This is a genomic window from Collinsella aerofaciens (genome assembly GCF_015561195.1).
Classification (GTDB): Bacteria; Actinomycetota; Coriobacteriia; order Coriobacteriales; family Coriobacteriaceae; genus Collinsella; species Collinsella aerofaciens_AC.
Genome location: NZ_JADMSU010000001.1, coordinates 79,424 through 103,697 on the forward strand (window position 1 = coordinate 79,424; position 24,274 = coordinate 103,697).

A 24,274-nucleotide genomic window follows, 5' to 3' on the forward strand; every position below is an offset into this window, starting at 1 on the left:
CAGCCCGGATGGACTACTTAGAGTAGAGCTCGACGATGAGCTGCTCGTTGATATCACCGCTGATCTGCTCACGCGTCGGCAGAGCGAGCACGTTACCAGACAGCTTCTCGATATCGACCTCGAGCCAGCCAGGGACCTCAAAGCGCTCGGAGGAAATCAGAGCCTCCTTGATGGGGAGGAGGTCACGGAACTTCTCGCCGACAGCGACGACGTCGCCGGCCTTGACGCGGTAGGACGGGATGTCCACGCGCTTGCCGTTCACGGTGAAGTGACCGTGACGGACGGACTGACGAGCCTCTTTGCGGGTGCGGGCGAAGCCAAGACGGAAGACGACGTTGTCGAGGCGAGACTCAAGGATGATCATGAGGTTCTCACCGGTGACGCCGTTCATCTTGCGGGCCTTGTTGAAGTAGCCGTGGAACTGCTTCTCCAGAACGCCATAGATGAACTTGACCTTCTGCTTCTCGCGCAGCTGCATGCCGTACTCAGATTCCTTGCGACGGCGCTTGGGCTGACGGATAGATTCCTTCTTGCTGCTGTAACCGAGCTCAGCGGGATCGATCCCGAGCTGACGGCAGCGCTTAAGAACAGGAGTCCTGTCGATTGCCATATTGATACGATCCTTTCAGTTACACGCGGCGACGCTTCTTGGGGCGGCAGCCGTTGTGCGGAATGGGGGTCTTGTCCTGGATGCTCGAGACCTCGAGGCCAGCAGCCTGGAGGGAGCGGATGGCGGTCTCACGACCGGAGCCGGGGCCCTTGACGAAGACGGAAACCTTCTTCATACCGTGCTCCATGGCCTGCTTGGCAGCAGCCTCGGCAGCCATCTGGGCAGCGAACGGCGTGGACTTACGGGAGCCCTTGAAGCCCACCTGGCCAGCCGACTTCCAGGAAATGACGTTGCCCTGGGGATCGGTGATCGAAACGATCGTGTTGTTGAACGTAGAACGAATGTGAGCCTGGCCCACGGAAATGTTCTTACGGTCCGCGCGCTTCAGCCGGGCAGCGCGAACGTTCTTCTTAGCAGTAGCCATCTATCTAGCGCTCCTTATTTCTTCTTCTTAGCACCGATCTGACGCTTCGGGCCCTTGCGGGTACGAGCGTTAGTGTGGGTGCGCTGGCCGCGGACCGGGAGGCCCTTGCGGTGACGAAGGCCGCGGTTGCAGCCGATGTCCATAAGGCGCTTGACGTTCTGGTTGCGCTCACGGCGGAGGTCGCCCTCAACCATGATCTGGTTCTTATCGATATAATCGCGGATGGCGTTAACCTCATCCTCGGTGAGGTCCTTAACGCGCGTATCCACGTTAACGTTGCACTCGACGCAGATCTTCGTCGCAGTGGTGCGGCCGATGCCGTAAATGTAGGTCAGACCGATCTCAACGCGCTTCTCACGCGGGAGGTCGACACCATTAATACGGGCCAACGTAGTCTCCTCTCTTAACCCTGACGCTGCTTATGACGGGGGTTCTCGCAAATGACGAGGACCTTGCCATGGCGCCTAATGATTTTGCACTTATCGCACATCTTCTTGACCGAAGGACGTACCTTCATCGTTCTTCCTTTCGGTAGCGCTCAAACTACTTCCCTACTATCTACTCGCCCAGCCGCAGGCGTTTAAAACTATGGCTGGTCTTCACACACAATCCGACCGTAGGTTGAGCTAAGCCTGCAGCCGGAAATGGAGTGCGTGTATGCGTGCCGCTATTTGTAGCGATAGGTGATGCGGCCGCGGGTCAGGTCGTACGGGGAAAGCTCCACGACAACCCTGTCACCGGGGAGAATACGGATGTAATTCATTCGGATCTTGCCAGAAATGTTGCACAGAACCGAATGACCGTTCTCGAGCTCAACCTTAAACATGGCATTGGGCAACGGTTCCTTTACCGTACCCTCGAGCTCAATTGCGTCTTCCTTCTTCACAAGCAATCATCTTTCTCTAGAAAACGACAGCGATTGAGTATTCTACAATACGCATGCACGTATCGTAATATCTTCGTAATGGCTCCACAACTAAGCGGAACTTGTTACTTTCCAGAAATGTAAATGCCGACGTGTTTGAACGCGGCCCCTACATTTCACCGCCCTGCAAGGAACACCAAGCACCTTGAGCGTCGGTGGTGAGAATCACCGGACCGTCATTGGTAATGGCGACGGTGTTCTCGTAGTGCGCGGCGGGCAGGTGGTCGTTGGTCGTAACAATCCAACCGTCGGAGCCCGTGCTCACATGGTTGGAACCCATCGTAACCATCGGCTCGATGGCAATGACCATGCCGGCCTGGAGGCGAACGCCCCTCCCCTTCTTTCCATAGTTAGGAACGTTGGGGTCCTCGTGCATCACGCGGCCAATGCCATGGCCCACATAATCACGAAGCACGCCGTAACCGTGAGACTCGGCGAGAGACTGAACGGCATAGCCAACATCCCCGATATGGTTACCGGGAACAGCCTGCTCGATGGCAGCCTTAAGGCAATCGCGCGTAACCTCGCACAGGGCCTTGGCCTCGGGCGTGGGGGTACCGACGAAAAACGTCCAAGCGTTATCGCCGACCCAACCGTCGACAACGGCTCCCGTATCGATGGAAATGATATCGCCATCGCGCAGGATCATGTCGGGGTTGGGAATACCGTGGACCACAGCATCGTTGATCGATGCGCAAATGGTTCCCGGGAACCCGCCGTAACCCTTAAAAGCCGGGGTGCCGCCATGCATACGGATAATCTGCTCCGCGAGCTGATCGAGCTCAAAAGTCGAAACGCCAGGACGCACCATGGCTCCAACGTGGCGGAGCGCCATCTTAGATAGCGCTCCTGCCTTCTTCATCTGCTCAATTTGCGTTGCAGACTTAATCTTGATCATAGACCGAGAGCCTCTTTGACATCCCCGTACACGGTCTCGCGAGCCTGGTCACCGTTGACCGACTTGAGCAGACCCTGGCCACGATAGTAGTCGACGAGCGGGCTCGTGGACTTCTCGTAGACGTCGAGACGGTTCTTGATGGTCTCGGGCTTGTCGTCGTCGCGCTGATACATCTCGCCGGCGCACTTGGGGCAGGTGACATCAGCAGCAGTGCCGGTGTAACCGCAGGCGCGGCAAGTGCGACGCGAAGACAGACGAGCGATGATGACCTCGGGGGCCACGTCGACCAGAAGGGCGCAGTCGATCTCGCGACCCATGGCGGAGAGCTCGGAATCGAGCGTCACAGCCTGGGCGGTGTTGCGCGGGAAGCCGTCGAGGATGAAGCCCTGCTGGGCGTCATCGGCAGCAAGGCGCTCCTTGACAAGGTCGATCACGAGCTGGTCGGGAACGAGCTCGCCAGCGTCCATGTACTTCTTAGCCTGAATACCAAGCTCGGTGCCACCCTTGACGGCAGCACGCAGCAGGTCGCCCGTGGAAATGTGAGCGACGCCAAACTCGGCGACGAGCTCCTGTGCGACGGTGCCCTTACCGGCACCCGGAGCTCCGAGCAATACGAGGTTCATGAGCAATCCTCCTCTAGCCTATTTAAAGAATCCATCGTAATCATACATCTTGATCTGGCCTTCGAGCTTATCGACCGTGTCGAGCACGACGCCGACCATGATGAGGATGGACGTGCCGCCAAATGCCTGGATCAGATGGTTACCCGTGAAGGAGAAGATGATCGAAGGCACGATGGCGATGAGCGCCAAAAAGACAGCGCTGGGAAGCGTGATCTTGTTGAGCGCGTTCTTGATGTAGGCCGCGGTAGCCCTACCCGGACGGACGCCCGGAATAAAGCCACCCTGCTTCTTAAGGTTGTCGGCCGTGTCATCGGGGTTGAACACCATGGAGGTGTAGAAGTACGCGAAGAACACGATGAGGACAACGTTAAGCACCCAGTTGAGCCAACCGGTCGAAAGCGCAGAGGCAACTGCCTGAATCCAGCCGATGCCGGGGAAGAACACGGCAATCTGAGCCGGGAAGTACAGCAGCGCCGAGGCAAAGATGATCGGCACGACGCCCGCGGTGTTGACCTTGATGGGCAGGTAGGTGGTCTGGCCACCCATCATGCGACGGCCCACGACGCGCTTGGCATAGGAGACCGGGATGCGGCGCTGGCCGCGCTCAAGGAAAACAATCAGCGGGATAACCAGCAGGATGATGGCGCAGATGATCACCATGGTGATGATGCCGCCGGCATTACCCTCGGTGCTGGAGAAGATAGCCTGCGGAAGGCCGGCCATGATGTTCGCAAAGATGATCAGCGACATGCCATTGCCGATACCGCGCTGGGTGATGAGCTCACCAATCCACATGATCAGCATAGCGCCTGCGGTGAGCGTACCGACGATCATGAGGTCGAAGATGATCTCGGGAGCGCCGGCGCCATTGAAGCTGATGCCGAAGCTCTTAAAGAGGAAGAGGTAACCAACGGAGTTGAGGATTGCCAGAGCCAGGGTGAGGTAACGCGAATACTGCGTAATCTTGGTCTGACCGACCTCGCCCTCGCGGGCAAGCTCATGCAGGGAAGGCACGACGGCCTGGAGCATCTGGAGGATGATCGAGCTGGTGATGTAAGGCATGATGCCCAGCGAAAACATCGACACATAGCTCAACGCGCCACCAGAGAAAAGATTCAGGAGGGCCATAGCACCTGCGGCGACCGAATTGTTATCGGTCGAGAAAAGGCCCAGCATCCCCTGGAAGGGAATGCCGGGCACAGGAACGTGCGCACCAATGCGGTACACGACGAGCATAGCTATGGTAAAAAGAATCTTTTCGCGCAATTCTTTGATGCGGAAAGCATTCTTAAGACCATTTAGCACGGCAGCTCGACCTTTCCGCCAGCGGCCTCGATCTTGGCCTGCGCAGAAGCGCTGACCTTGTCGACCTTGACCGTGAACTTCTTGGTGAGCTCACCATTGCCGAGCACCTTGACGGGCTCGAACTCGCTCTTGGTGATGCGAGCGGCCTTAAGAGCGGCACCGTCGATTACAGCGCCGTCCTCGAACTTACGCTCGAGACGCTCAACGTTAACAGCGGTGTACTCGATACGACGGGGGTTGCGGAAGCCCGGAAGCTTGGGCAGGCGCATAGCCAGCGGAGTCTGGCCACCCTCGAAGCCGGCACCCTTGGTGCCACCAGAGCGGGAACCCTGGCCCTTCTGGCCGCGGCCAGAAGTGGTGCCGTGACCCGAAGAATTGCCACGGCCGACGCGCTTACGGTTCTTGGTGGAACCGGGCGCGGGAGTAAGATCGTGAAGCTGCATTTGCTACTCCTCTACAATCTCGACAAGGTGCTTGACCTTGAAGATCATGCCGCGGACGGACTCGTTGTCAGCAATCTCGCGAACCTCGCGGATCCTGTGGAGACCGAGGGCACGGACAGTACGGACCTGGTCCTGCTTGCAACCGTTGGTGCTGCGGACCTGCTTGATCTTGATGGTGTCAGCCATGCTTAGTTCTCCTTACCGACGAACATCTCGGAGACCGTCAGGCCACGGCGAGCCGCGACGTCCTCAGGGCTGGAGAGCTCCTTGAGGCCCTCGACGGCAGCCTTGATGATGTTGAGGCCGTTGTCGGTACCGAGGGACTTGGACAGGACGTTCTTGATGCCAGCAAGCTCGAAGAGGGGACGCACAGCGCCGCCGGCGATAACGCCGGTACCCTCGACAGCGGGCTTGATGATGATGCGGCCGGCACCAAAGTGGCCGAGAACCTCGTGCGGGATGGTGCCCTGCTCGGTCACCGGCACGTGGAACATGTTCTTCTTGGCATCGAGAGACGCCTTGGAGATGGCCAGGGGCACCTCAGCGGACTTGCCCATGCCAACGCCGACGTTGCCCTTGCCGTCGCCAACGACGACGAGAGCGACGAGGCTCATGCGACGACCACCCTTGACGGTCTTCGACACGCGGTTGATGTAAACGACGCGCTCCTCGAACTCGGAGGCCTCGCGCTGCTGCTTCTGATTACGAGCCATGTGCTACATACCTCCTAGAACTCGAGACCGGCGGCACGAGCACCGTCGGCGAGGGCCTTGACGCGGCCATGGTAGATACGGCCACCGCGATCGAAGGCGACCTTGGTGATGCCGGCCTCGATGGCACGCTTGCCAACGAGCTGACCGACCTTCTCCGCAGCCTCCTTGTTCGAGGTGTGGGTGCCCTTGAACTCGGCCTCGAGGGTCGAGGCAGAGACGAGCGTCAGGCTGGAGCCCTTGCTGTCGTCGATGATCTGGGCATAGATGTTGGCGTTAGTACGGGTCACGCGAAGACGCGGACGCTCGGAGGTACCCGAGACCTTGCCGCGAACACGACGCTGACGACGCTTGAGGCCTTCCAGCTTCGCCTTATGCTTGTTCATACGTAAACTCCTAAAAAGGTTGATCTTGCCAGCACCTGACGGGGTGCTGGTCTTATGCGAGTGAGTCGGTTACGACTACTTGGCGGCCTTACCCAGCTTGCGGCGGATGTGCTCGCCAACGTAGTGGATACCCTTGCCCTTGTAAGGCTCGGGAGGACGATGGCCGCGGATCTCAGCGGCGATCTGACCGACCTGCTGCTTGTTGATACCCTTGACGTTCACGTGGGTGTTGTCGGGAACCTCGAAGGTGATGCCCTCGGGAGCCTCGACGATCACGGGGTGCGAGAAGCCCAGGGAGAACTCGAGGTTCTTGCCCTTCTGCTGCACGCGGTAACCGACGCCGGCGAGCTCGAGCTTCTTCTCGAAGCCCTCGGAAACGCCAACAACCATGTTGTGGATGAGGGCACGGGTGAGGCCGTGGCGGGCACGGGTCTCACGCTCGTCGTCGGGACGGGAAACGGTGAGGACGTTGTCCTCGATGTTGATAGCGAGCTTCTCAAAGACATCGAGCTCGAGCTGGCCCTTGGGGCCCTTGACGACAACGTTGTTGCCGTTGACTGCCACTTCGACTCCGGCGGGAATCTGGACAGGCTTATTACCGATACGAGACACGGTGATCTCCTTTCCTTCTACCTACCGAGCGAATTACCAGACGTAAGCGATGATCTCGCCGCCGACGTTGTGCTTGCGAGCATCGCGGTCGGTCATAACGCCATGGCTGGTGGAAATAATGGCGGTACCAAGGCCACCGCGGACGCGGGGCATGTCGGCAACGCCGGTGTACTTACGCAGGCCCGGCTTGGAAATGCGGCGGATGCCGTTGATGACCTTAGCCTTCTTGGGACCATACTTAAGCGTGATGTGCAGAGTCTTCTGGGGAACGGTGTCCTCGACATCGTAGCCCTCGATGTAGCCCTCCTCGTGCAGAACACGAGCGATCTCGACGAGCTTCTTGCTGCTCGGCATGGAGACCGTGGCCTTGTTCACAGAGTTAGCGTTACGGATGCGCGTAAGCATATCTGCGATCGGGTCTGTAAGGTTCATACAGATTCTCCTTCGTTCTTGATGAACACGTGCTCTTGGTTCTTCGCCGCCCTTAACGGCAAAGCCTTTTTAGCGCGTTTTCCCTGTTCCAAACTGATGCTTGAAACGCTGGTAGTGACTTACCAGCTGGCCTTCTTAACGCCGGGAAGCTCGCCCTTGAGTGCAAGCTCGCGGAAGCAGACACGGCACAGGCCGAACTTGCGGTACACAGAGTGCGGACGGCCGCAGCGCTGGCAGCGCGTGTACTCACGAGTAGAGAACTTCTGCTTGCGATTGCACTTGACGATCATCGATGTCTTAGCCACTTATATCCTCCTCACATAGAGTATTGTTCGCCCCCAAGCGCCGCCCCCTTGTGGGAACGGCGCTTATAGGGCAGGTGAACCTATTTCTTGAACGGGAAACCGAAGGCGTCCAGAAGGGCCTTGGCCTCCTCATCGGTGTTGGCGGTGGTCACGAAAGTGATGTCCATACCACGCTGGTGATCGACGGAGTCGAAGTCAATCTCGGGGAAGATGAGCTGCTCGGTGACGCCCATGGAGAAGTTACCACGGCCGTCGAAGCTCTTGGCGGAGATGCCGCGGAAGTCGCGGATACGGGGGATCGCGACGGAGGTCAGACGATCGAAGAACTCCCACATACGGTCGCCACGCAGGGTAACCTTGCAGCCGATCGGCATACCAGCGCGCAGGCGGAAGGTAGCGATGGACTTGCGGGCACGGGTGATCATCGGCTGCTGGCCGGTGATGGCGCGCAGGTCGCGCACGGCACCGTCGATGGCCTTGGAATCGGTAGCGGCCTCGCCGACACCCATGTTCACAACGATCTTCTCAAACTTGGGGATCATCATGACGTTCTCGTACTGGAACTTGTCCTGAAGCTGCTGCTTGACCTCGTTGTTGTACTTGGTCTTCAGACGCGGCACATACTTCTCTTCTGCCATTGTTCACTCCTTCTTGGGGTTTTAAGCACGGGGCGTGGCCACGATGGGTTGTCCTCGTGCCTCCTGGCTGCATCCGCGCCGCTCATGGCATTTACGCGGTTTGGACTCGACGCAGCAGGAGCCGACAAAACAATCGGTACTATACGCGCATCGGGAGCGTATTTCCAGAAAAACCTCGTCTGCTTGCACAACTCCACAACTCCCCCGCACAAATTGGTCTCAACAAGCAGTTGCGGTGAAATAGGGACTGTTTGGCGGCCTAACAGGCTTAAACAATCCGTATTTCAACGCAACTCATATATGAGGCGTTATTTTTGGCGAGGCAGGACCAGGTTGAGGACGACGGCAACAAGTGCGGCGACGGCAATGGAGGATCCGCCAAAGACGGTGCCGACCCATGCGGGGAATCCAGCGCCAGCAAGCGCGCCGGCCGTGCGCTCAATGCCCGTGCCAAAGGCGATAGAGAGACCCATGAGCGTGGTATCGCGCTGAGACAGGCCGTGACGGGCAAACATGACAACGCCGTTCATGCCGATGGTCGCGAACACGCCGATCGTGGCGCCGCCGATTACCGGCTGCGGAATGGACGTGAGCACTGCCGCACACTTGGGCAGCAGACCCGCGATGAGCAAGATGGCGGCGGCAAGCGTAAAGACCATACGGTTGACGACCTTGTTCTCGGCGATAATGCCCACGTTCTGGCCAAAGGTTGCCGTGGGGACGCCGCCAAAAAAGCCCGACAGCATACCGACCAGGCCGTTGGCGATCAGGCCACCCGAGATCTGGCTATCGGTCGCAGGGGTATCGAGCGCAGCGGACGAGACAGCGGCAAACTCACCCATAACCTGCACGGCGTTGACAATGGCGACGACGCCCACGACGGCGCACGCGGCCGGGTCGAACACCAGGCGATGGGCGCCCAGGGCCGGCGGGGCGAACCAGCTGGCAGTCGCGATGGCCGAGAAATCGACCATGCCCAACACCGCAGCCAAAACAAAGCCCGCGCAGATACCAGCCAGGATGCTGCCCAGCCTAAGCGCGCCCTTGCCGTAGTTGCCGGCCATAAAGGTAACGACGAACGTCACGAGTGCGACGGCCCAGTTGGTGACACTGCCAAAATCGGCCGCGCCCTCCCCGCCCGCCATGGAGGCAACTGCCACTGGGCATAGCGACAGGCCAATGACAAAGATAACGGTGCCAAGCACCGGAGCCGGGAACAGAAAACTCACGCGCCTAAACAGTAGGCCGAATAGCACGACGAGCGCGCCGCCGATTACCTGGGCGCCCAGCACGGCCTCAAAGCCAAGCTCAAGACCGACTGCCTTGAGCGCCGGCACGAAGGTAAAGCTCGCACCCATCACAATGGGCAGGCCCGAACCGACGACGCCTTTTATGGGGAACTGTTGAAGGAAAATGTCGAGCGCCGAGAGAACCAGCGATGCCTGGATGACGGCGGCCTCCTCTTGAGGGGTAAAGCCACAGACCGACGCGATGATGATGGCGGGCGTGACGATACCCGCGAATGCCGCCAGCACATGCTGCAGTGCATGGGGCAATACCTGCACAAAAGATACTTTTCCCGTACGCTCGAACAGGGCATCCCCTGCTGCCGACTCTGCCATTTGCGCCTCCCATACCCTAGGCAGCGGCCCCATGCCGCCCAACGGGCGGACATTATAGGGCATATGGCGCAGGTAGCATTTTGACCCGTATGCGACAGAGGGCTGGGGTAGCTAATTTGGGACGGGCTAGCGCTTGCGGGGGACGAGTTTGGTGCGGCGCAGGTGGATCATCTCGGCGGCGATGGAGATGGCGATTTCCTCGGGGTCCTCGGCCTCGATGGCGACACCGATCGGCAGGTGCAGCTCGTCGATTTGCTCCTGCGTAAAGCCCTCCTGCTCCAAGCGGGCGCACACAAAGGCCGTCTTGCGGCGCGAGCCCAAGCAGCCCAGATAGGCGGGTTTGGCGCGCATGGCCTGAATCACCACGTCGATATCGGACTTGTGACCCGCCGTGGCGACGACCACCAGGTCGCGCGGGCCGATGGGACACAGCTCGCTCAGGTTCTTATAATCGACCAGACGACGGTCGTAGACGCCGGGCACCCATTCGGGGGTCAACGTGCCGGGGCGGTCGTCGCAAGCCACGACGGCAAAGCCCGCCGCCGTGAGCACCCGCGCCGTCGCAGCGCCCACGTGGCCGCAGCCAAAGATATAGGTCAGGCCCTCGGGGCAGAGCGTCTCGATGTGCGCCGGGGGAATCTCGGAGGCGGCGTTGGTGTAGGTGACCTTACTCCCCTCCTCCACCAGCGAAAGCTCGGGGCAGCCGGCAATGGTATGGCGCGATGTCTCGCCATGGTACTCAACCACATCGCCCTCGAGCGCGCTCGCGATAAACGGCTCAAAGTCGATGACGAAGTCGCCGATGCGTCGATACGCCAAGACGTCGGCAATCGACTGGAACAACGGCGCCTGCGATACATCCAGGTGCAGATAGCACAGGCAGATGGCTCCGCCGCAGATCATGCCGGTATCGGAGTTCTCGCCGCCCATGGTGTAGCGGACCAGACGCGATTGCCCTGCGCCCAGCAGCTCGCGCGCCTCGTCCAGCGCAAAGAGCTCAATCTTGCCGCCGCCGATGGTGCCCGCTTGGCTGCCATCGGCAAAGACGGCCATCCAGGCGCCCACGCCGCGCGGCGATGACCCCGCCGTGCCGGCCACGACCACGAGCTCGCACGTCTCGCCAGCACGCAGGGCGGCAAGCGCCGCATTCACCACATCGAGCTTTTCCATTGCCGCCTTCTATCCTCTAAAGACATCGGTGAGCATAGCGAGTGCCTCGAGCACGCCGCCGCCGACCGACGTCGCCTTGTCCGAAATATAGTTGATATAGCTGGCATCGCCGCGCGGATCGACGTCGGCGCATTTAAAGCCCTCAGTCACCCGCACGCCGTTCGCCAAAAGCCCGCGCAGACAGCCATCGATCTGCGTGCACATGGGTGTATCTCCCGCGTAGCCAATCACGTCTCCGGCGCTCACGATGTCGCCGATTGCGCGGTCGGACCGAAACACGCCGGCGGCGGGGCTGTGGATAACTCGTTCCTTGCCATAGCCGGCGATGACGCCCGGCACGCCCGTGTTGGGCTGGGGCGAACCTTGGGTAATGACGCGGCCCAAAAAATGCCCGCGCATGGTTTCGACCGCTGCGTCGCAGTCAACCGGCGCGGTGAAGCCCGGTCCCACGGCGATGACGGCAGGCGCCATATCGCGCGTGGTGCCCAAGTTGCGCTTAGCCAAAATCGCGTCGACCACAGCCGTGGGTTTAAGCTCATCGAGCATCTTGGCCTGAGGGTCTACCACGACGGCGACGTCTCCAGCCTCGGCAATCGCAAGCGCCTCAGCCGGCGTCTGTGCCAAGCGAGCGCGAATGCCCTCGACCTCGACCTCGCCCAGGCGAATGGCCTCGCAAAAACTGATTGTGCGGCGGATGCACGTGGGAACCGCGATATCGGCCATAACGACCGACACGCCGGAGCGTACCAAGCGAGCGGCGACGCCCGTGGCGATATCGCCAGCGCCGCGAACATAAACGAGCATTCCCGGGACACCTCCCTGTGCTACGGTTTGAGCAGAGCAAAGCGGTTCGACCGCTACTCTGATGATTTTTTATTATCACAGTATTATACGGCGGTGAACAGATGAAAACGACGAGCGGAAACCTTGCCTCCGCGCTCAAGATCGAGCCGGGCATTACCGCGATTGTCGGCAGCGGCGGCAAGTCGACGCTGCTAAAGACGCTCGGCCTTGAGCTTATGCGCGCTGGCGGCCGCGTGCTCCTCTGCACCACCACGCACATGTTTCCCGTCGCCGGCGTGCCATGGGACGGGTCGAGCCGTCGCCTGGACGCCGCGCCTTGGAAGCCGGGGACCCTGCATGCCCCCGGCTGCACCTGCGAGGCCTGCGCGGGCCTTGTGCGCGGAAGCATCTGCCAGGCAGGCGTCTTGGACCCGGAGACAGGCAAGCTCTCCGCCCCCGCTGAGCCGCTCGACCAGCTGGCGCAGCGCTTTGACTATGTGTTGGCCGAGGCAGATGGCAGCAAGCGACTCCCGCTCAAGGCGCATGCCGCCTGGGAGCCGGTAATTCCCGCCGCCACGGCAAACGTTGTCTGGGTCGTCGGCGCCTCAGGGCTGGGCAAGCCCGTCGCCAAGGTTGTCCACCGCCCCGAGCTCTTCTGCGAGCGCTGCGGCTGCGAGCCCACCGACACCGCCACCCCAGAGTGCGTCGCCCAGGAGCTCAATGCCGAGATGCAGGCGCTGGGACTCAGCACCGCACGCGTCATGCTCAACCAAGTCGACACGCTCTGTGACCTGGCGATGGCAGGCCGCTTTGAGGCCGCCCTCGGCCGCCCCATCGTCGCCGGCAGCCTCAAGTAGGCCCGCCGGCCTAACCCCCCCAAGCAAAGCCGAAGGATGATTTCTCTGGGACGGGGATATAAAAATCATTGCGTACCTAATGATTTTTATATCCCGTCCCAGAGAAATCATCAGGCAGGTGGGGGTAGCTAAAAGACACGTCCCAAATTAGCTACCCCGGCGGCCTTCCTGTTAGCGGGGGACGTAGCGGCCGGGTTGGGCTCCGGTGGGCTCGCCGTCGCGTGCCGCCAGCACGCCGTTCACAAACACGGCCTTGGCGCGGCCATGTGACTCAAAGCCCTCGAGCGGCGTGTAGTCCACGGCCTGATGCTGCGTCGCAGCGCTGATCGTCCAACGCGCGCACGGATCCCACACGCACACGTCGGCATCGGCGCCCTCGGCAAGACAGCCCTTGCGCGGATACATGCCGAAAACGCGCGCCGGATTCTCGCTCATCAAGCGACACAGATCCTCGGGACCCAGCTGTCCCTCAAAGCTCGTGGCAATCGCAACGGGACGATGCTCCACGCCGGGCCCGCCGTTGGGAATCGCGCGGAAATCATCGCGTCCTCGGTCCTTTTGCCCGTGCAGGTTAAAGCTGCAATGATCGGTCGCAATAGTATCGATCTCGCCAGCCACAAGCGCCTCGCGCAGCGCGGCACGGTCACCGGCATGGCGCAGCGGCGGGCTCATCACGTACTTGGCGCCCGCAAAGCCGTCCTCGCCCTGCTCCAGATAGCAGGTGTCGTCGAGCATCAGATACTGAGGGCATGTCTCGACATAGATGTTCTTCTGCCCGCGCGCTTTGGCAGCGCGAATGGCCTCGAGCCCCAGCTTGGTCGAAAGGTGCACCACGTTGACCGGAGCGTCCCCGGCCAAGTGCGCCAGATACAGCAGGCGGCTCACGGCCTCGGCCTCACACACGTCCGGACGGCTGAGCGCATGGCCCTCGGGCCCGTGGACACCCTGCTCAAACACGCGCTTCTGCAGCGCGTTGACCAACGTGCCGTTCTCGCAATGCACGCACAGGATACCGCCCACGCGCTTGAGCTCCTCCAGCACCTCGAGCGTCTCGGCATCGTCCAGGCGCAGATGGTCGTAGGCAAAGTAGGTCTTAAACGACGACACGCCCGCCTCGCGCATGGCCGAAAGATCGGCGCGGTTGCGCTCATTCCACTCGGCAAGCGCCATATGGAAGGCATAGTTGGCGGTGCAGGTGCCGTCGGCGCGATGATGCCACTCGACCAAGGCATCGGGCATGGTCACGCCGCGATCGGCCGTCGCGTAGTCCACGATGGTCGTCGTGCCGCCGCAGGCAGCCGCGCGCGTGCCGGTCTCAAAGCTATCGGCTGTCCAATCCATGCCGGTCCAGCACTGCATGTGCGTGTGCCCATCGATAAAGCCCGGGAACACCCAGCAGCCCGCAGCATCCTCGACGGTATTGCCCTCGGCCGGCTCAATCGCCGCGGCAATCCGCACGATCTTATCGCCATCCATGGCAAGATCGGCGCGGCGAAGCCCCTGGGGCGTCACGAGCGCGCCGTTTTTGATGATGATCATAATTGCTCCTTATTGATTGATGCAGTTGGCCACGCGATCAAAATACGAGCAGGCGGCGATATGCTCCGTTATGCGTCGCTGTCCCTTGACGGTATCGACGTCCCACAGCTCGTAGGCACGCGCCTCGACCAGCACCATGTCGGTACGGTCCTTGAGAATCGAACCGCCGCCGTCCTTACCCTCAAGACACATAAGTGCATCGAACAGTTCCGCCGGAAAGAGCACCGGGCTCGAAGGCTCACCGTTGCACGCAAGACGCACCGGATGCTTGCGGCCACGCTCGTCAAATGCACGAACCATAGCCTCAAAAGAATCCGAACTCACGAGCGGCTGGTCGCCCGGCAAAAAGAGGCAACCTTTCCAGTTGCGTTCGATTCCCCACGAAAGGCCCGCACGGACGCTTTCGCTGCGCAGCTCGCCATCATGCAGCACGCACGGGCAATGCTTGTCCTCGCAAATCTGAGCGACCTCGGGCCAACGCGTCGAAACCACGACGTCAAAGCCCCGGGGAACCGAATCAATGGTCCGGGCAATCAGCGGCTCGCCATAGATATCGGCGAGCATCTTGTTAGAGCCAAATCGCTTGCCCTCGCCCGAAGCCATAATGACGCAACCAAGTTTCATGGCGATACCTCCCCTGAAACCATCGTACCCATAACTCGCGTCGCGGGGCATCTACATCGAAAGCGCTTATCCCGCACGCCCACGATGCAAAAAGGGGCACCCCGCCGGTTGGCAGAGCGCCCCCTTTACATGGCTTACCTCAGCGCGGCTTTAGGCCTGGAACCAACGGGCGGTGTTGCGCTCGTCGAGGGCCTTGAGGGTAGCGGCGGGATCGGCAACCTTCTGCAGGAACATCATGGCTGCGATGGCGTACGGCTTGTAGCTGGCCTCCTTGTACATGCCCACGCGGTGCATGTCGAAGACGTCGGCGTTGACCTCGCCGTGCTCGCAAGAGACACCGGAGATGTCGGCGGGCAGCGGATGCATAAAGATGGTGTCCTGGCCGTTGGCAGTCTTCTCCATGAGCTCGGTCGTGGAGCACCAATCCTGATGGGTAGCGTTCTGAGCGAGCAGCTCCTTCTCGAGCGCGGCGATGCCGGCGTCGTCGCCCTCGGCGTACAGGTTGGTACGCTTCTCCATGGCGGCAAACGGAGCCCAGCTCTTGGGGATCACGATGTCGGCGCCCTCGAAGGCCTCGGCCATGGTGTTGACCTGCTTAAAGGTGGTGCCGGACTCGGCGGCGTAGCTCTTGGCACGCTCGACGACCTCGGGCATGAGGTCGTAGCCCTCGGGGTGAGCCAGGGTGACGTCCATGCCAAAGCGGGGCAGCAGGCTGATCAGCGACTGCGGGCAGGACAGCGGCTTGCCGTAAGAGGGCGAATAGGCCCAGGTGACGGCAACCTTCTTGCCCTTGAGGTTCTCGAGGCCGCCAAACTCGTTGATGAGGTAGAGCATGTCGGCAGAGGACTGCGTGGGGTGATCGGAGTCGGACTGCAGGGAGATGAGCGTGGGACGGTGATCCAGAACGCCGTCCTCGTAGGCCTGCTGGACAGACTCGGAGACCTCGGCCATGTAGGCGTCGCCCTTGCCGATGTACATGTCGTCGCGGATGCCGATGACGTCGGCCATGAAGGAGATCATGGTAGCGGTCTCGCGGACGGTCTCGCCGTGAGCGATCTGGGACTTCTTCTCGTCCAGGTCCTGCAGCTCAAGGCCGAGCAGGTTGGCGGCCTTAGAGAAGGAGAAGCGCGTACGGGTGGAGTTGTCGCGGAACAGGGAGACGGCCAGACCCGAATCGAAGATCTTGGACGAAACGTTGTTCTCGCGCAGCTCGCGCAGGGCGTCGGCGACGATGTAGAGCGCCTTGAGCTCATCGGTGGTCTTGTCCCAGGTGTGCAGGAAGTCGCTGCCGTACATGCCCTTAAAATCGAGGCCGTTCAGCTGCTCGACGAGCTCGGTAAACTTGGCGTCCATGTAAATGTCCTTTCTAAAGGTGAAACGATCGCAATGAGTAGATGTGCTCCGGCATGCGCGTGTGGCTAGAACATGCCGAGCACTATGACGAGGACCCGCTACCGTTGAGGAAGCATGGGAGATAACGACCGCGGGCCCCAAGTCAACGGGGGGTGCCGGGGACACGAGCGGCCCCCGGCTCAACAAAATCGAGGAATGGGACTAATCGATCTTGTTGTTGGTCAGACCGGCGCGGAACACGGTGGCGTCGCCATCGGCCTGGCTCGGATCGTAGAGGTTCAGGGCAGCCACGTACATGGCGGCAGCGGTGACCAGGTCGTCCTTGTAGGTGACCTCGTTGGGAGCGTGAGCCTGAGACTCGGCACCCGGGCCAAAGCCCACGCAAGGGATGCCGTAGCGGCCCTGGATGGAGACGCAGTTCGTGGAGAAGGTCCACTTGTCGCACAGCGGGCGACCGGTGCGCTTGTCCATGCTGGGCTCGCAGCCGATGCGCTCGTCACCAAACATGGCCTTGTGGGCGTCGACGAGGGCCTTGACGTGCGGAGCGGTCTCTTTGTTGATCCACGTGGGGAAGTAAGCCTCAGTCTCGTAGACCTCGCCGGTCCAGGACGGACGGTCGTACATGTACATGGAGACCTTCACGTCGTCGCCGTACTTCTTGGCGGCCGGCAGGTTGCGGATCTCGTCCAGGCAGGACTCCCAGGTCTCACCGGCGGTCATACGACGGTCGATGGAGATGGCGCAGGAGTCAGCGACAGCGCAGCGGCTGGGGCTGGTGTAGAAGATCTGGCTGACGGTGCAGGTGCCGCGGCCCAGGAAGCGGGCATCCTCGTAGTGCTCGGGGTTGTACTTAGGGTCGAGCATCTTGACGAGGCCCTTGATGTCGGTCGACTCGTCGCAGCCGTTGTTGTTGAGGGCGCGGACGTCGGCGATGATGTCGGCCATCTTGTAGATGGCGTTGTCGCCGCGGTCGGGAGCAGAGCCGTGGCAGGAGGTACCGTGAACGTCGACGCGGATCTCCATGCGGCCGCGGTGACCGCGGTAGATGCCGCCGTCGGTGGGCTCGGTGGAAATGACGAACTCGGGCTTAATGCCGTCCTTGTTGTAGATGTACTGCCAGCACATGCCGTCGCAGTCCTCTTCCTGGACGGTGCCGACGACCATGATCTTGTAGCCCTCGGGGATGAGGCCCATGTCCTTCATCATCTTGGCAGCGTAGGTAGCAGAAGCCATGCCACCCTCCTGGTCGGAGCCGCCGCGGCCGTAGATGATCTCGTCGGTCTCGTAGCCCTCATAGGGATCGGCGTCCCAGTTCTCGATGTTGCCGATACCGACGGTGTCGATGTGGGAGTCGATGGCGATGATCTTGTCGCCCTCGCCCATAAAGCCCATAACGTTGCCCAGGCCGTCGACCTTGACCTCGTCATAGCCAAGGCTCTCCATCTCGGCCTTGATGCAGGCAACAACCTCACCCTCCTCGCAGGACTCAGAGGGGTGGCTAATCATTGCGCGAAGAAAACGCGTCATATCAGCACGGTGGGACTCAGCAGCAGCCTTGATAGCGTCGAAATCGAGTTCTTTAGCCATTGTTCATAACCTTTCAAACGAAGGAATCTACCTGTGAGGTGGCGGAGCGATACCTATTTACTCCGCTGCTCGGACAGTCCTGCGCAAGACGGAAAGCACATTAAGTGCTTTCCTTTGCGTGCGGAACTCGCGACGGAGCAAATAGGTATCGCTCCGCCTCCCGGGTTCATGCATCTACAGGACATAGGGGGTCTAATAGAAATTTGGCGCGGCGCGTTGCGCCGCCTAGCGAACTGTCCGAGCAGGGAGTAAAGTCCTCCGGCTGCCTCCGGACAGGTCAGTCTGCTAGCAAGTCGGGTACTCGCCCTCCCAGACGATGCGACGGTACTGATCCGGATCGGTGTCGCCCTCGGTGGAGAAGCAGAGCACGGAGCTCGTCTTGTCCAGGCCGATGAGCTCCTTGAGCTCGGCGTACTCGGGATCGAGCATGAGGGTCTCAACCAGACCGGTGGTCACGGCGCCGGACTCGCCGGAGATAACGCGCGGGTCGCCCTTCTCGGGAGCGCCCAGGGTGCGCATGCCGCGAGCGGTGACCCAGTCGGGGCAGGACACGAAGGCGGTGGTGTGGTTGCGCAGGATATCCCAACCCAGGATGTTGGGCTCGCCGCAGCACAGGCCGGCCATGATGGAGGGCATGTCGCCGTCCACGATGCGCGGATCGCCGTCGCCGGCGGCAGCGCCCTTGTACAGGCAGGCGGCAGGCGCGCACTCGACCACGACGAAGGTGGGCGGGTTATCGGGATACAGGTTGGTGAAGTAGCCCACCACGGCGCCGGCGAGCGAGCCCACGCCAGCCTGGACAAAGACGTGCGTCGGGCGGTTGATGGCCATCTCGCGCAGCTGCTCGGCAGCCTCGGAAGCCATGGTGCCGTAGCCCTCCATGATCCAGGACGGGATCTTCTCGTAGCCCTCCCAGGCGGTATCCTGAACGATGACGCCGCGCTCGCAGGCGTCGGCCTCGGCGGCGGCCATGCGCACGCACTCGTCGTAGTTGACCTCTTCGATGGTCACCGTGGCGCCCTCGGCGGCGATGTTATCAAAGCGGGGCTTGGTGGAACCCTTGGGCATGTGCACGACGGCCTTCTGGCCCAGCTTGTTGGCAGCCCATGCCACGCCGCGGCCATGGTTGCCGTCGGTGGCGGTAAAGAAGGTGGCCTGACCAAAGTCCTTGGCAAGCTGATCGGAGGTCAGGTAATCGAAGGTGCACTCGGCAACGTCCTTGCCGGTCTCGTCGGCAATGTAGTTGGCCATGGCAAACGAACCGCCCAGAACCTTAAAGGCGTTGAGGCCAAAGCGATAGCTCTCGTCCTTAACGCACAGGTTGGAAAGGCCCAGGCGCGCAGCCTGACCATCCAGGCGGGCAAGCGGAGTGACGGTGTACTGAGGGAACGACTGGTGGAAGGCGCGGGCCTTCTTCACGTGGTCGAGGCTCATGATTCCCAAGTGCTTGTCATCGCTCTTGGGCATCGTGTTGCCCGCCCACTGGATCTTATCGGCCATACGGTGAACTCCTTAAGTCCTCTCTTGCCGGCCCCCGCATACGCGTTTCAGCCCATTCCCATTCATGCGACTGAACTTTTATGTGGATGCCAAACAAAAAGTTTGTTAGCACTGTTCTATCACACTTTTTGATTGGTAAACCTAACAAATTGTTTGTTGCCGTAATCGGTACCTTTTCGCCGCCGAACGGTCACATAACGCAGCGACGCTTTCGTTATTTGCGAACAAGTGTTGTTTATGGCAAAGTGTGCCCAAACTAATTTTTAGGAAGGCACCCATGACCCCCGCACAGATTGAGTTTTATAAGCGCCTTGCACACGGCCTGGCGCTCCAATTTGGCCCCAACTGCGAAGTCGTCGTCCACGATCTGGAGACCGAGGACGTGGACCACTCCATCGTGGTGATCGAAAACGGCCACGTCAGCGGGCGCAAACTGGGTGACGGCCCCAGCCATATTGTGTTTGAGTCCATGCACGAGGGCACCACCGACGTGCACGACCGCGAGCCGTACCTCACCAAAACCACCGACGGCAAGCTGCTCAAGTCCTCGACCATCTTTATCCGCAACGACGAGGGCAAGCCCGTCGGCATTTTGGGCATCAACTTTGACATTACGCTTATGAAGGCTTTTGAGCGTTCGCTCGACGCCTTTACCGGCACCGGCGGCACGGGCTATACCGAGCCCGAGCCCATTACCAAGAACATCGGTGACCTGCTCGAGGACCTGCTGCACGAGTGCGAGCAGTTTGTGGGCAAGCCCGCGGCACTTATGACCAAAGATGAGCGCATTCGCGCCATTGGCTACCTCGACCGTCGCGGCGCCTTCCTCATTTCCAAGTCGAGCGAACGCGCCTGCGAGTTCTTTGGCATCTCCAAATACAGCTTCTATAGCTACCTCAATGAGGCCAAGGCGGCGGCCGACGACAAGTAGGCACTCGCCCGGATTGCCCCTCCCCTTTTGGGCGCGAGTTCTGGAGAGCATGAATCCAAGACCGAGCCGCTTGGGAAGTTCCATATAATCGATGTCATTAGTATTTCGAAAGGGTGGAACAGAATGGCGTTGAGCAAGGCATCATGCACCGGTCGCGGATTGATTCCGGCAATTGGTGGACATGTGCACCGCATGTTCGATGAGGGTGAAGACGACCTGTTTTCGCTGAGCCTTGACGACGTGATGGATGATCGCCCGTGGACCGCCGACGAACTCATGGGTGGCGGGGCTCGCCCGTCAAGCCCCAATCCCGCACTTGCGCCTAAGCCCGCATCTGCGCCGACTCCTGCGCAGCCGCCTGTTTCGACGCCCGCGTCTACGCCCGCGCCCACTCCCCGCCCCGCAAGCGACCCGTCCGAGACGGCGGCATTTCTCGCTGCGGCGACGCGGAGCAAATCGGCCGACAGCACCGTTATGTACAGCGCCCAGCAGTTGCCTGTTCCTGCGGCACGCAAGTCTCCGGTCACAAGGCTCGATGAGCCCGTTGCCCATCAGGTTGCCTACGATTCCTGGGCTGCAGCCGATCTGGATGAGACCTCTACCGGCATGCCGGCGCTCGACGTTCCAGTTAACCCGCTTTTTGCCGCCAACACGAGCGCCGCGGACTATGAGGGCGGTGCGGCATATTCCGATTATTCCGATGGCTATGCTGGCACCGATCGCATCGAGACCGAGGATTATGGCACCGCATCGAGCGATTATCTCAACGATCCGTACGCTGCCACGCCTGCACCGGAATATGACCCGGAGGCCGCGTCCGCGCCGGCGTATACCAAAAGCACGGGCGAAGAGCGCTTCGCCGATTATTACGCCGAGGAAAAGGCGCTGCGTTTCTCGGAATTTCCGCAGGCAGTCAAGGTTGCCTTTATCGCCATTGTCATTGCCCTGCTCGGCGTCATTGCGTTTGAGGGATTCCGTCTGTTCTCCGGCCCTACCCAAGCGGAGTCGGAGACCCAGGAAAAAGAGGATGACAACCAGCACCTGGACATCAACACCCTCAAAGGCGACCCCAACGACGGAGACGAGTAGCGAGGGTTAAGGGAGGGCCGGAAGAGCCGGCGGCATGTTACGGCTCCAAAAGCCCTGCCATAAAGATGGGCATATACAGCACGTCACCATCGCGGTGAAGATTACATTCCGCAAGTACCAGGGCGCGATCGATTCCGTAGCCCTTCGTTGCCAGTGCGTTATCGAGCGCCGCGTGGGACTTAAAACTCTTGCCCGATTTGACCTCGATGGCAAACACTTCCCCATCGAACGTCTCTTCCACAAAATCGAGCTCACCGACCTTTTTGGACGTAAAGTAGCGCAATCTAAATCCGTGGGCTTTGAACTCTTGGGCAACGAAGCCCTCGAATGCCGCCCCCATATTCATGCCAAAGGCGTCTTCCGCTTCCCCATCAAAAACGCCTTGGGCGACCCTTTTGGAATACGACGACATAAGCATTCCGGTGTCCAAGTAAAACAGCTTAAACAGATTTCGTTGCTCCCCCAATAAAAGGGGTGCCACGGGCGCCGTTACGTTATACACAGGAAGCGCAACACCCGCCTCCGATAGCCAGAGAAAATGATCTGTCACCTGCGAAAAACGTTTGACACCGTTAATCGATGACAGTTTGAATCGCTTGTTTTTGGAGCCGGCCTCGCTGGGAATCAGATCATAGATATCGCGAATAACTAAGCGTAGCTCAGGCGGAGCGTACTTTGCGATGTCATCGCGATACAGGGCGTGAAGATCGCGGTGAGTGTTTCGAACCTCGTCGACATTGCGCGTCGCCAAGAAGGAATTGACCGCATCGGGCATGCCTCCCACCACCACATACTGATGGAACAGATCGAGCAAGCGGTCATACAGATAGCCGGGGAGCTCCCCCTCATTCTTTAGACAGCCCCTGAGCATGTCAAACACGCTGGCACCAACGCCATTTGCCCAGCAAAACTCCTCAAAGTCGAGCGGGTACATCTGGACCTGCTCGACATACCCCACCGGCAGGGAATCGATGCCCTCGAGCTCAACGCCAAGGAGCGATCCGGTAAGGATGTATCGAAAGTCGCCGCGCTGGACCAGGTATTTGATAAACGTCACCACGTTGGGGCATCGCTGCACCTCGTCGATAACCACAACGGTCTTGTTCGCAACCATCGGCTGCGTCGCAGCGATAGACATGCGCATAAGCAGGTCATCCGCACTTTTTGCCGCTAAAAACGAATCGCGCACGGACGTGTCGGCGATAAGGTCGAACGTCACGACATTTTCGAACGATTCGTTTGCAAAGACGTTGACCAAATATGACTTTCCTACCTGTCGGGCGCCCTTGACCAAAAGAGCCTTGTTAGGCGACGAGGTAAGCCAAGATTCAAACTGTGCTTTCGCTTTTCTCTGCAGCATAAGCGTACCCCTTATTACGTGCTGTTTTAGCACTAGGATACACTTTTCCGTAGTTAGATTACGGTCGATTTGACACTTCTCCGAGGTTTTAAAGTGTAAATTACGACACTTTTTCGTTCTTTTACACGGGAGATTTCGACACTTTTTCGGACTTTAGCCTAGCAGTAGCCGGCGAAATCAAGCGCCGTTCGCGCGTCATTTCGCAAGCGCGCTTGATTTGTGTCCGCGCTCGCTGATAGACTCCATCGTGCCCGCAAGGAGCGGGCGCGTTTTATCCAGAGTCGGGGTAGAGAGTTGGCTCCACGATCCCGACGCCAACCGGCCAAGAGGCACGGTGGCCCTGCCAACATCGATGAAAGGAGTCCGTATGGACAATTTTTCCGTGCGCAGCGAGCGCAACTTCCACAACCTGGTCGTCAAACCGAATCACATGCATCTTCTGGACGAGCCGAGCGGCCATGCCTCGGCAATGGTCAAGAGCAGCCTCTCCCACCAGATGCGCTTTACCGTGCAGAAGCTCGAGGAAGAGCTCTGCGCCACTGGCGACCCGCACGTGCTGCAGATTCAGCTTCTCGGAGATGACTCGCGTGAGCCGTCCAGCTGGAAGCTGTTTGCCGACGGCTCGTGCGTCGCAAGCGGCTCGGGTGACTTTGCCCGCGAGTGCTTCTGCGAGGGAACCGAGGTGTTCCTGGATCTGTGCCGCGACGCCGTACGCGCGACCAAGCTGCGTCAGTGGAGCCAGAGGGAGTATGAGCTGCTGAATGTGGCGCGTGGGATTGCGGAGGTGTAGACGGGCGGAGGCCGCTCTGCGCACGTCTTAATGCTGTTGCCGTCGCAACGCCGTAAACGATGGTTGCCATCACGTACAGTTTCTCAGGCCACACGATGTCAAAAGACTGACACTTGTGTATGCCTTTTGACATACACAAGTGTCAGCGCGGTTCATTTGTTTGGCGGAGTGTCTTACCAACTGCCCGCAGGATAGTCAGCCGCAATCCGCATCAACCCATCATGCCAGATGATGATAATTGTGATTCTCTATGCCCCCGGACAATAAGCGTCAGTTAGCTTATTTCGATTTCAGCTCTGCCTTCAAATTCCTAACAGCCGTTTCGACATAGTCGGGCACGTTAATGGTGTCCGCGGGCAACGTCCATGAGCATTTCTCTGAAAACTCTTTGTCCCTCACGAATTCATAGTCGGTAACATCCCCCGCCTCCGTGTACTCAACAATAACCAAGCGCAAAATATCGGAATCAGACAAGGCTTTTTGCCAGAAGGCTGACGAAACTTCGAACCGGCATTCATATTCGCATTCTGCGACCAAATCCGATTCATCGTATTGAAAATCAGCCATCTTTTGCACCTGAGCACAAATATGATCGTCACCGCATCCCAAAAACGCACTCGCCAGTATCCATGCGTCATCTTTTTCGCCACACCTATGTGTATCGACACGAACATGCACCACTATCGACTCGGGACCGTCGCCAACGTTTTCGCAAGTCCCAGAGGAAAGAATCTTCGTCTTATTAATTGTCATCGCCG

General features: G+C 59.8%; 30 protein-coding genes and 1 riboswitch. Of the genes, 4 read left to right on the forward strand and 26 right to left on the reverse strand.

Annotated elements, in window-relative coordinates; translation table 11 throughout:
* Nucleotides 1-13 precede the first annotated feature (13 nt).
* From rpsD to yqeB, 19 genes are all read right to left on the reverse strand, one after another.
* Nucleotides 14-610: a 30S ribosomal protein S4 gene (gene rpsD / locus I2H81_RS00325; protein WP_006235275.1), complete on the reverse strand. Its 597-nt coding sequence runs from the start codon at nt 608-610 to the stop codon at nt 14-16.
* A 19-nt stretch (nt 611-629) separates the two neighbouring features.
* Nucleotides 630-1,034, reverse strand: a complete 405-nt coding sequence (gene rpsK, locus I2H81_RS00330; protein ID WP_006235274.1) for a 30S ribosomal protein S11 — start codon at nt 1,032-1,034, stop codon at nt 630-632.
* Nucleotides 1,035-1,048: 14 nt separating this feature from the next.
* Nucleotides 1,049-1,423 (reverse strand): 30S ribosomal protein S13, encoded by a 375-nt coding sequence (gene rpsM, locus I2H81_RS00335; protein WP_022094275.1) that lies wholly within the window; start codon nt 1,421-1,423, stop codon nt 1,049-1,051.
* 14 nt (nt 1,424-1,437) lie between these two features.
* Entirely contained in the window at nt 1,438-1,551 is a 114-nt protein-coding gene (gene rpmJ / locus I2H81_RS00340; RefSeq protein ID WP_006363204.1) for a 50S ribosomal protein L36, read from the reverse strand.
* A gap of 150 nt (nt 1,552-1,701) precedes the next feature.
* The gene (gene infA, locus I2H81_RS00345) at nt 1,702-1,920 is read right to left on the reverse strand and encodes a translation initiation factor IF-1 (RefSeq protein WP_035137443.1); all 219 of its coding nucleotides are present in this window, start codon (nt 1,918-1,920) and stop codon (nt 1,702-1,704) included.
* 148 nt (nt 1,921-2,068) lie between these two features.
* A complete protein-coding gene (gene map / locus I2H81_RS00350) occupies nt 2,069-2,857 on the reverse strand; it encodes a type I methionyl aminopeptidase (protein ID WP_006235270.1) in 789 nt (262 codons plus the stop codon).
* Entirely contained in the window at nt 2,854-3,480 is a 627-nt protein-coding gene (locus I2H81_RS00355) for an adenylate kinase (protein WP_195644085.1), read from the reverse strand. The genes map and I2H81_RS00355 overlap by 4 nt, the downstream gene beginning before the upstream one ends.
* A gap of 18 nt (nt 3,481-3,498) precedes the next feature.
* Nucleotides 3,499-4,785 (reverse strand): preprotein translocase subunit SecY, encoded by a 1,287-nt coding sequence (gene secY, locus I2H81_RS00360; protein WP_195644086.1) that lies wholly within the window; start codon nt 4,783-4,785, stop codon nt 3,499-3,501.
* Entirely contained in the window at nt 4,779-5,228 is a 450-nt protein-coding gene (gene rplO / locus I2H81_RS00365; RefSeq protein ID WP_006235267.1) for a 50S ribosomal protein L15, read from the reverse strand. The genes secY and rplO overlap by 7 nt, the downstream gene beginning before the upstream one ends.
* Nucleotides 5,229-5,231: 3 nt before the next feature.
* A complete protein-coding gene (gene rpmD / locus I2H81_RS00370) occupies nt 5,232-5,414 on the reverse strand; it encodes a 50S ribosomal protein L30 (protein WP_006235266.1) in 183 nt (60 codons plus the stop codon).
* Nucleotides 5,415-5,416: 2 nt separating this feature from the next.
* A complete protein-coding gene (gene rpsE, locus I2H81_RS00375) occupies nt 5,417-5,941 on the reverse strand; it encodes a 30S ribosomal protein S5 (RefSeq protein ID WP_055252236.1) in 525 nt (174 codons plus the stop codon).
* A 14-nt stretch (nt 5,942-5,955) separates the two neighbouring features.
* Nucleotides 5,956-6,324 (reverse strand): 50S ribosomal protein L18, encoded by a 369-nt coding sequence (gene rplR / locus I2H81_RS00380; protein WP_006235264.1) that lies wholly within the window; start codon nt 6,322-6,324, stop codon nt 5,956-5,958.
* Nucleotides 6,325-6,399: 75 nt separating this feature from the next.
* Nucleotides 6,400-6,936, reverse strand: coding sequence for a 50S ribosomal protein L6 (gene rplF / locus I2H81_RS00385; protein WP_117564182.1), 537 nt, complete (start codon nt 6,934-6,936; stop codon nt 6,400-6,402).
* A gap of 33 nt (nt 6,937-6,969) precedes the next feature.
* Nucleotides 6,970-7,368, reverse strand: a complete 399-nt coding sequence (gene rpsH / locus I2H81_RS00390) for a 30S ribosomal protein S8 (RefSeq protein WP_006235262.1) — start codon at nt 7,366-7,368, stop codon at nt 6,970-6,972.
* A 119-nt stretch (nt 7,369-7,487) separates the two neighbouring features.
* Nucleotides 7,488-7,673 carry a type Z 30S ribosomal protein S14 gene (locus tag I2H81_RS00395; protein WP_022094280.1) on the reverse strand — a complete coding sequence of 62 codons (186 nt, stop codon included), beginning with the start codon at nt 7,671-7,673 and terminating at the stop codon, nt 7,488-7,490.
* A gap of 80 nt (nt 7,674-7,753) precedes the next feature.
* The gene (gene rplE / locus I2H81_RS00400) at nt 7,754-8,311 is read right to left on the reverse strand and encodes a 50S ribosomal protein L5 (protein ID WP_006235260.1); all 558 of its coding nucleotides are present in this window, start codon (nt 8,309-8,311) and stop codon (nt 7,754-7,756) included.
* Between the two features lie 308 nt (nt 8,312-8,619).
* Nucleotides 8,620-9,933: a uracil-xanthine permease family protein gene (locus I2H81_RS00405; RefSeq protein WP_195644097.1), complete on the reverse strand. Its 1,314-nt coding sequence runs from the start codon at nt 9,931-9,933 to the stop codon at nt 8,620-8,622.
* 126 nt (nt 9,934-10,059) lie between these two features.
* A complete protein-coding gene (locus I2H81_RS00410) occupies nt 10,060-11,103 on the reverse strand; it encodes an XdhC family protein (RefSeq protein ID WP_195644099.1) in 1,044 nt (347 codons plus the stop codon).
* 9 nt (nt 11,104-11,112) lie between these two features.
* A complete protein-coding gene (yqeB, locus tag I2H81_RS00415; RefSeq protein ID WP_117564179.1) occupies nt 11,113-11,907 on the reverse strand; it encodes a selenium-dependent molybdenum cofactor biosynthesis protein YqeB in 795 nt (264 codons plus the stop codon).
* Between the two features lie 101 nt (nt 11,908-12,008).
* Here yqeB and yqeC point away from each other — a divergent pair, with 101 nt between their 5' ends.
* Complete coding sequence (gene yqeC, locus I2H81_RS00420) at nt 12,009-12,743, forward strand: selenium cofactor biosynthesis protein YqeC (RefSeq protein WP_195644105.1); 735 nt, start codon at nt 12,009-12,011, stop codon at nt 12,741-12,743.
* A 171-nt stretch (nt 12,744-12,914) separates the two neighbouring features.
* Here yqeC and hydA read toward each other — a convergent pair whose 3' ends face one another.
* From hydA to dpaL, 5 genes are all read right to left on the reverse strand, one after another.
* Entirely contained in the window at nt 12,915-14,282 is a 1,368-nt protein-coding gene (hydA, locus tag I2H81_RS00425) for a dihydropyrimidinase (RefSeq protein WP_195644107.1), read from the reverse strand.
* Between the two features lie 9 nt (nt 14,283-14,291).
* Nucleotides 14,292-14,906: a nucleotidyltransferase family protein gene (locus tag I2H81_RS00430; protein WP_195644109.1), complete on the reverse strand. Its 615-nt coding sequence runs from the start codon at nt 14,904-14,906 to the stop codon at nt 14,292-14,294.
* A gap of 150 nt (nt 14,907-15,056) precedes the next feature.
* Complete coding sequence (gene ygeW / locus I2H81_RS00435; protein ID WP_195644111.1) at nt 15,057-16,259, reverse strand: knotted carbamoyltransferase YgeW; 1,203 nt, start codon at nt 16,257-16,259, stop codon at nt 15,057-15,059.
* Between the two features lie 201 nt (nt 16,260-16,460).
* Nucleotides 16,461-17,846 carry a YgeY family selenium metabolism-linked hydrolase gene (locus I2H81_RS00440; RefSeq protein ID WP_195246774.1) on the reverse strand — a complete coding sequence of 462 codons (1,386 nt, stop codon included), beginning with the start codon at nt 17,844-17,846 and terminating at the stop codon, nt 16,461-16,463.
* A 285-nt stretch (nt 17,847-18,131) separates the two neighbouring features.
* Complete coding sequence (gene dpaL, locus I2H81_RS00445) at nt 18,132-19,346, reverse strand: diaminopropionate ammonia-lyase (RefSeq protein ID WP_055252227.1); 1,215 nt, start codon at nt 19,344-19,346, stop codon at nt 18,132-18,134.
* 277 nt (nt 19,347-19,623) lie between these two features.
* Here dpaL and I2H81_RS00450 point away from each other — a divergent pair, with 277 nt between their 5' ends.
* Nucleotides 19,624-20,277 carry a helix-turn-helix transcriptional regulator gene (locus tag I2H81_RS00450; RefSeq protein WP_117583047.1) on the forward strand — a complete coding sequence of 218 codons (654 nt, stop codon included), beginning with the start codon at nt 19,624-19,626 and terminating at the stop codon, nt 20,275-20,277.
* Nucleotides 20,278-20,400: 123 nt separating this feature from the next.
* A complete protein-coding gene (locus I2H81_RS00455) occupies nt 20,401-21,366 on the forward strand; it encodes a hypothetical protein (RefSeq protein WP_195644113.1) in 966 nt (321 codons plus the stop codon).
* Between the two features lie 37 nt (nt 21,367-21,403).
* On the opposite strand, the gene I2H81_RS00460 is transcribed toward I2H81_RS00455, so the two are convergent.
* The gene (locus I2H81_RS00460) at nt 21,404-22,726 is read right to left on the reverse strand and encodes an ATP-binding protein (protein ID WP_195644115.1); all 1,323 of its coding nucleotides are present in this window, start codon (nt 22,724-22,726) and stop codon (nt 21,404-21,406) included.
* Between the two features lie 268 nt (nt 22,727-22,994).
* Nucleotides 22,995-23,085, forward strand: a riboswitch (SAM riboswitch).
* Between the two features lie 8 nt (nt 23,086-23,093).
* Here I2H81_RS00460 and I2H81_RS00465 point away from each other — a divergent pair.
* Nucleotides 23,094-23,516, forward strand: coding sequence for a hypothetical protein (locus I2H81_RS00465; protein WP_195644117.1), 423 nt, complete (start codon nt 23,094-23,096; stop codon nt 23,514-23,516).
* A 279-nt stretch (nt 23,517-23,795) separates the two neighbouring features.
* On the opposite strand, the gene I2H81_RS00470 is transcribed toward I2H81_RS00465, so the two are convergent.
* Nucleotides 23,796-24,269, reverse strand: a complete 474-nt coding sequence (locus tag I2H81_RS00470) for a hypothetical protein (RefSeq protein ID WP_195644119.1) — start codon at nt 24,267-24,269, stop codon at nt 23,796-23,798.
* Between the last annotated feature and the right edge of the window lie 5 nt (nt 24,270-24,274).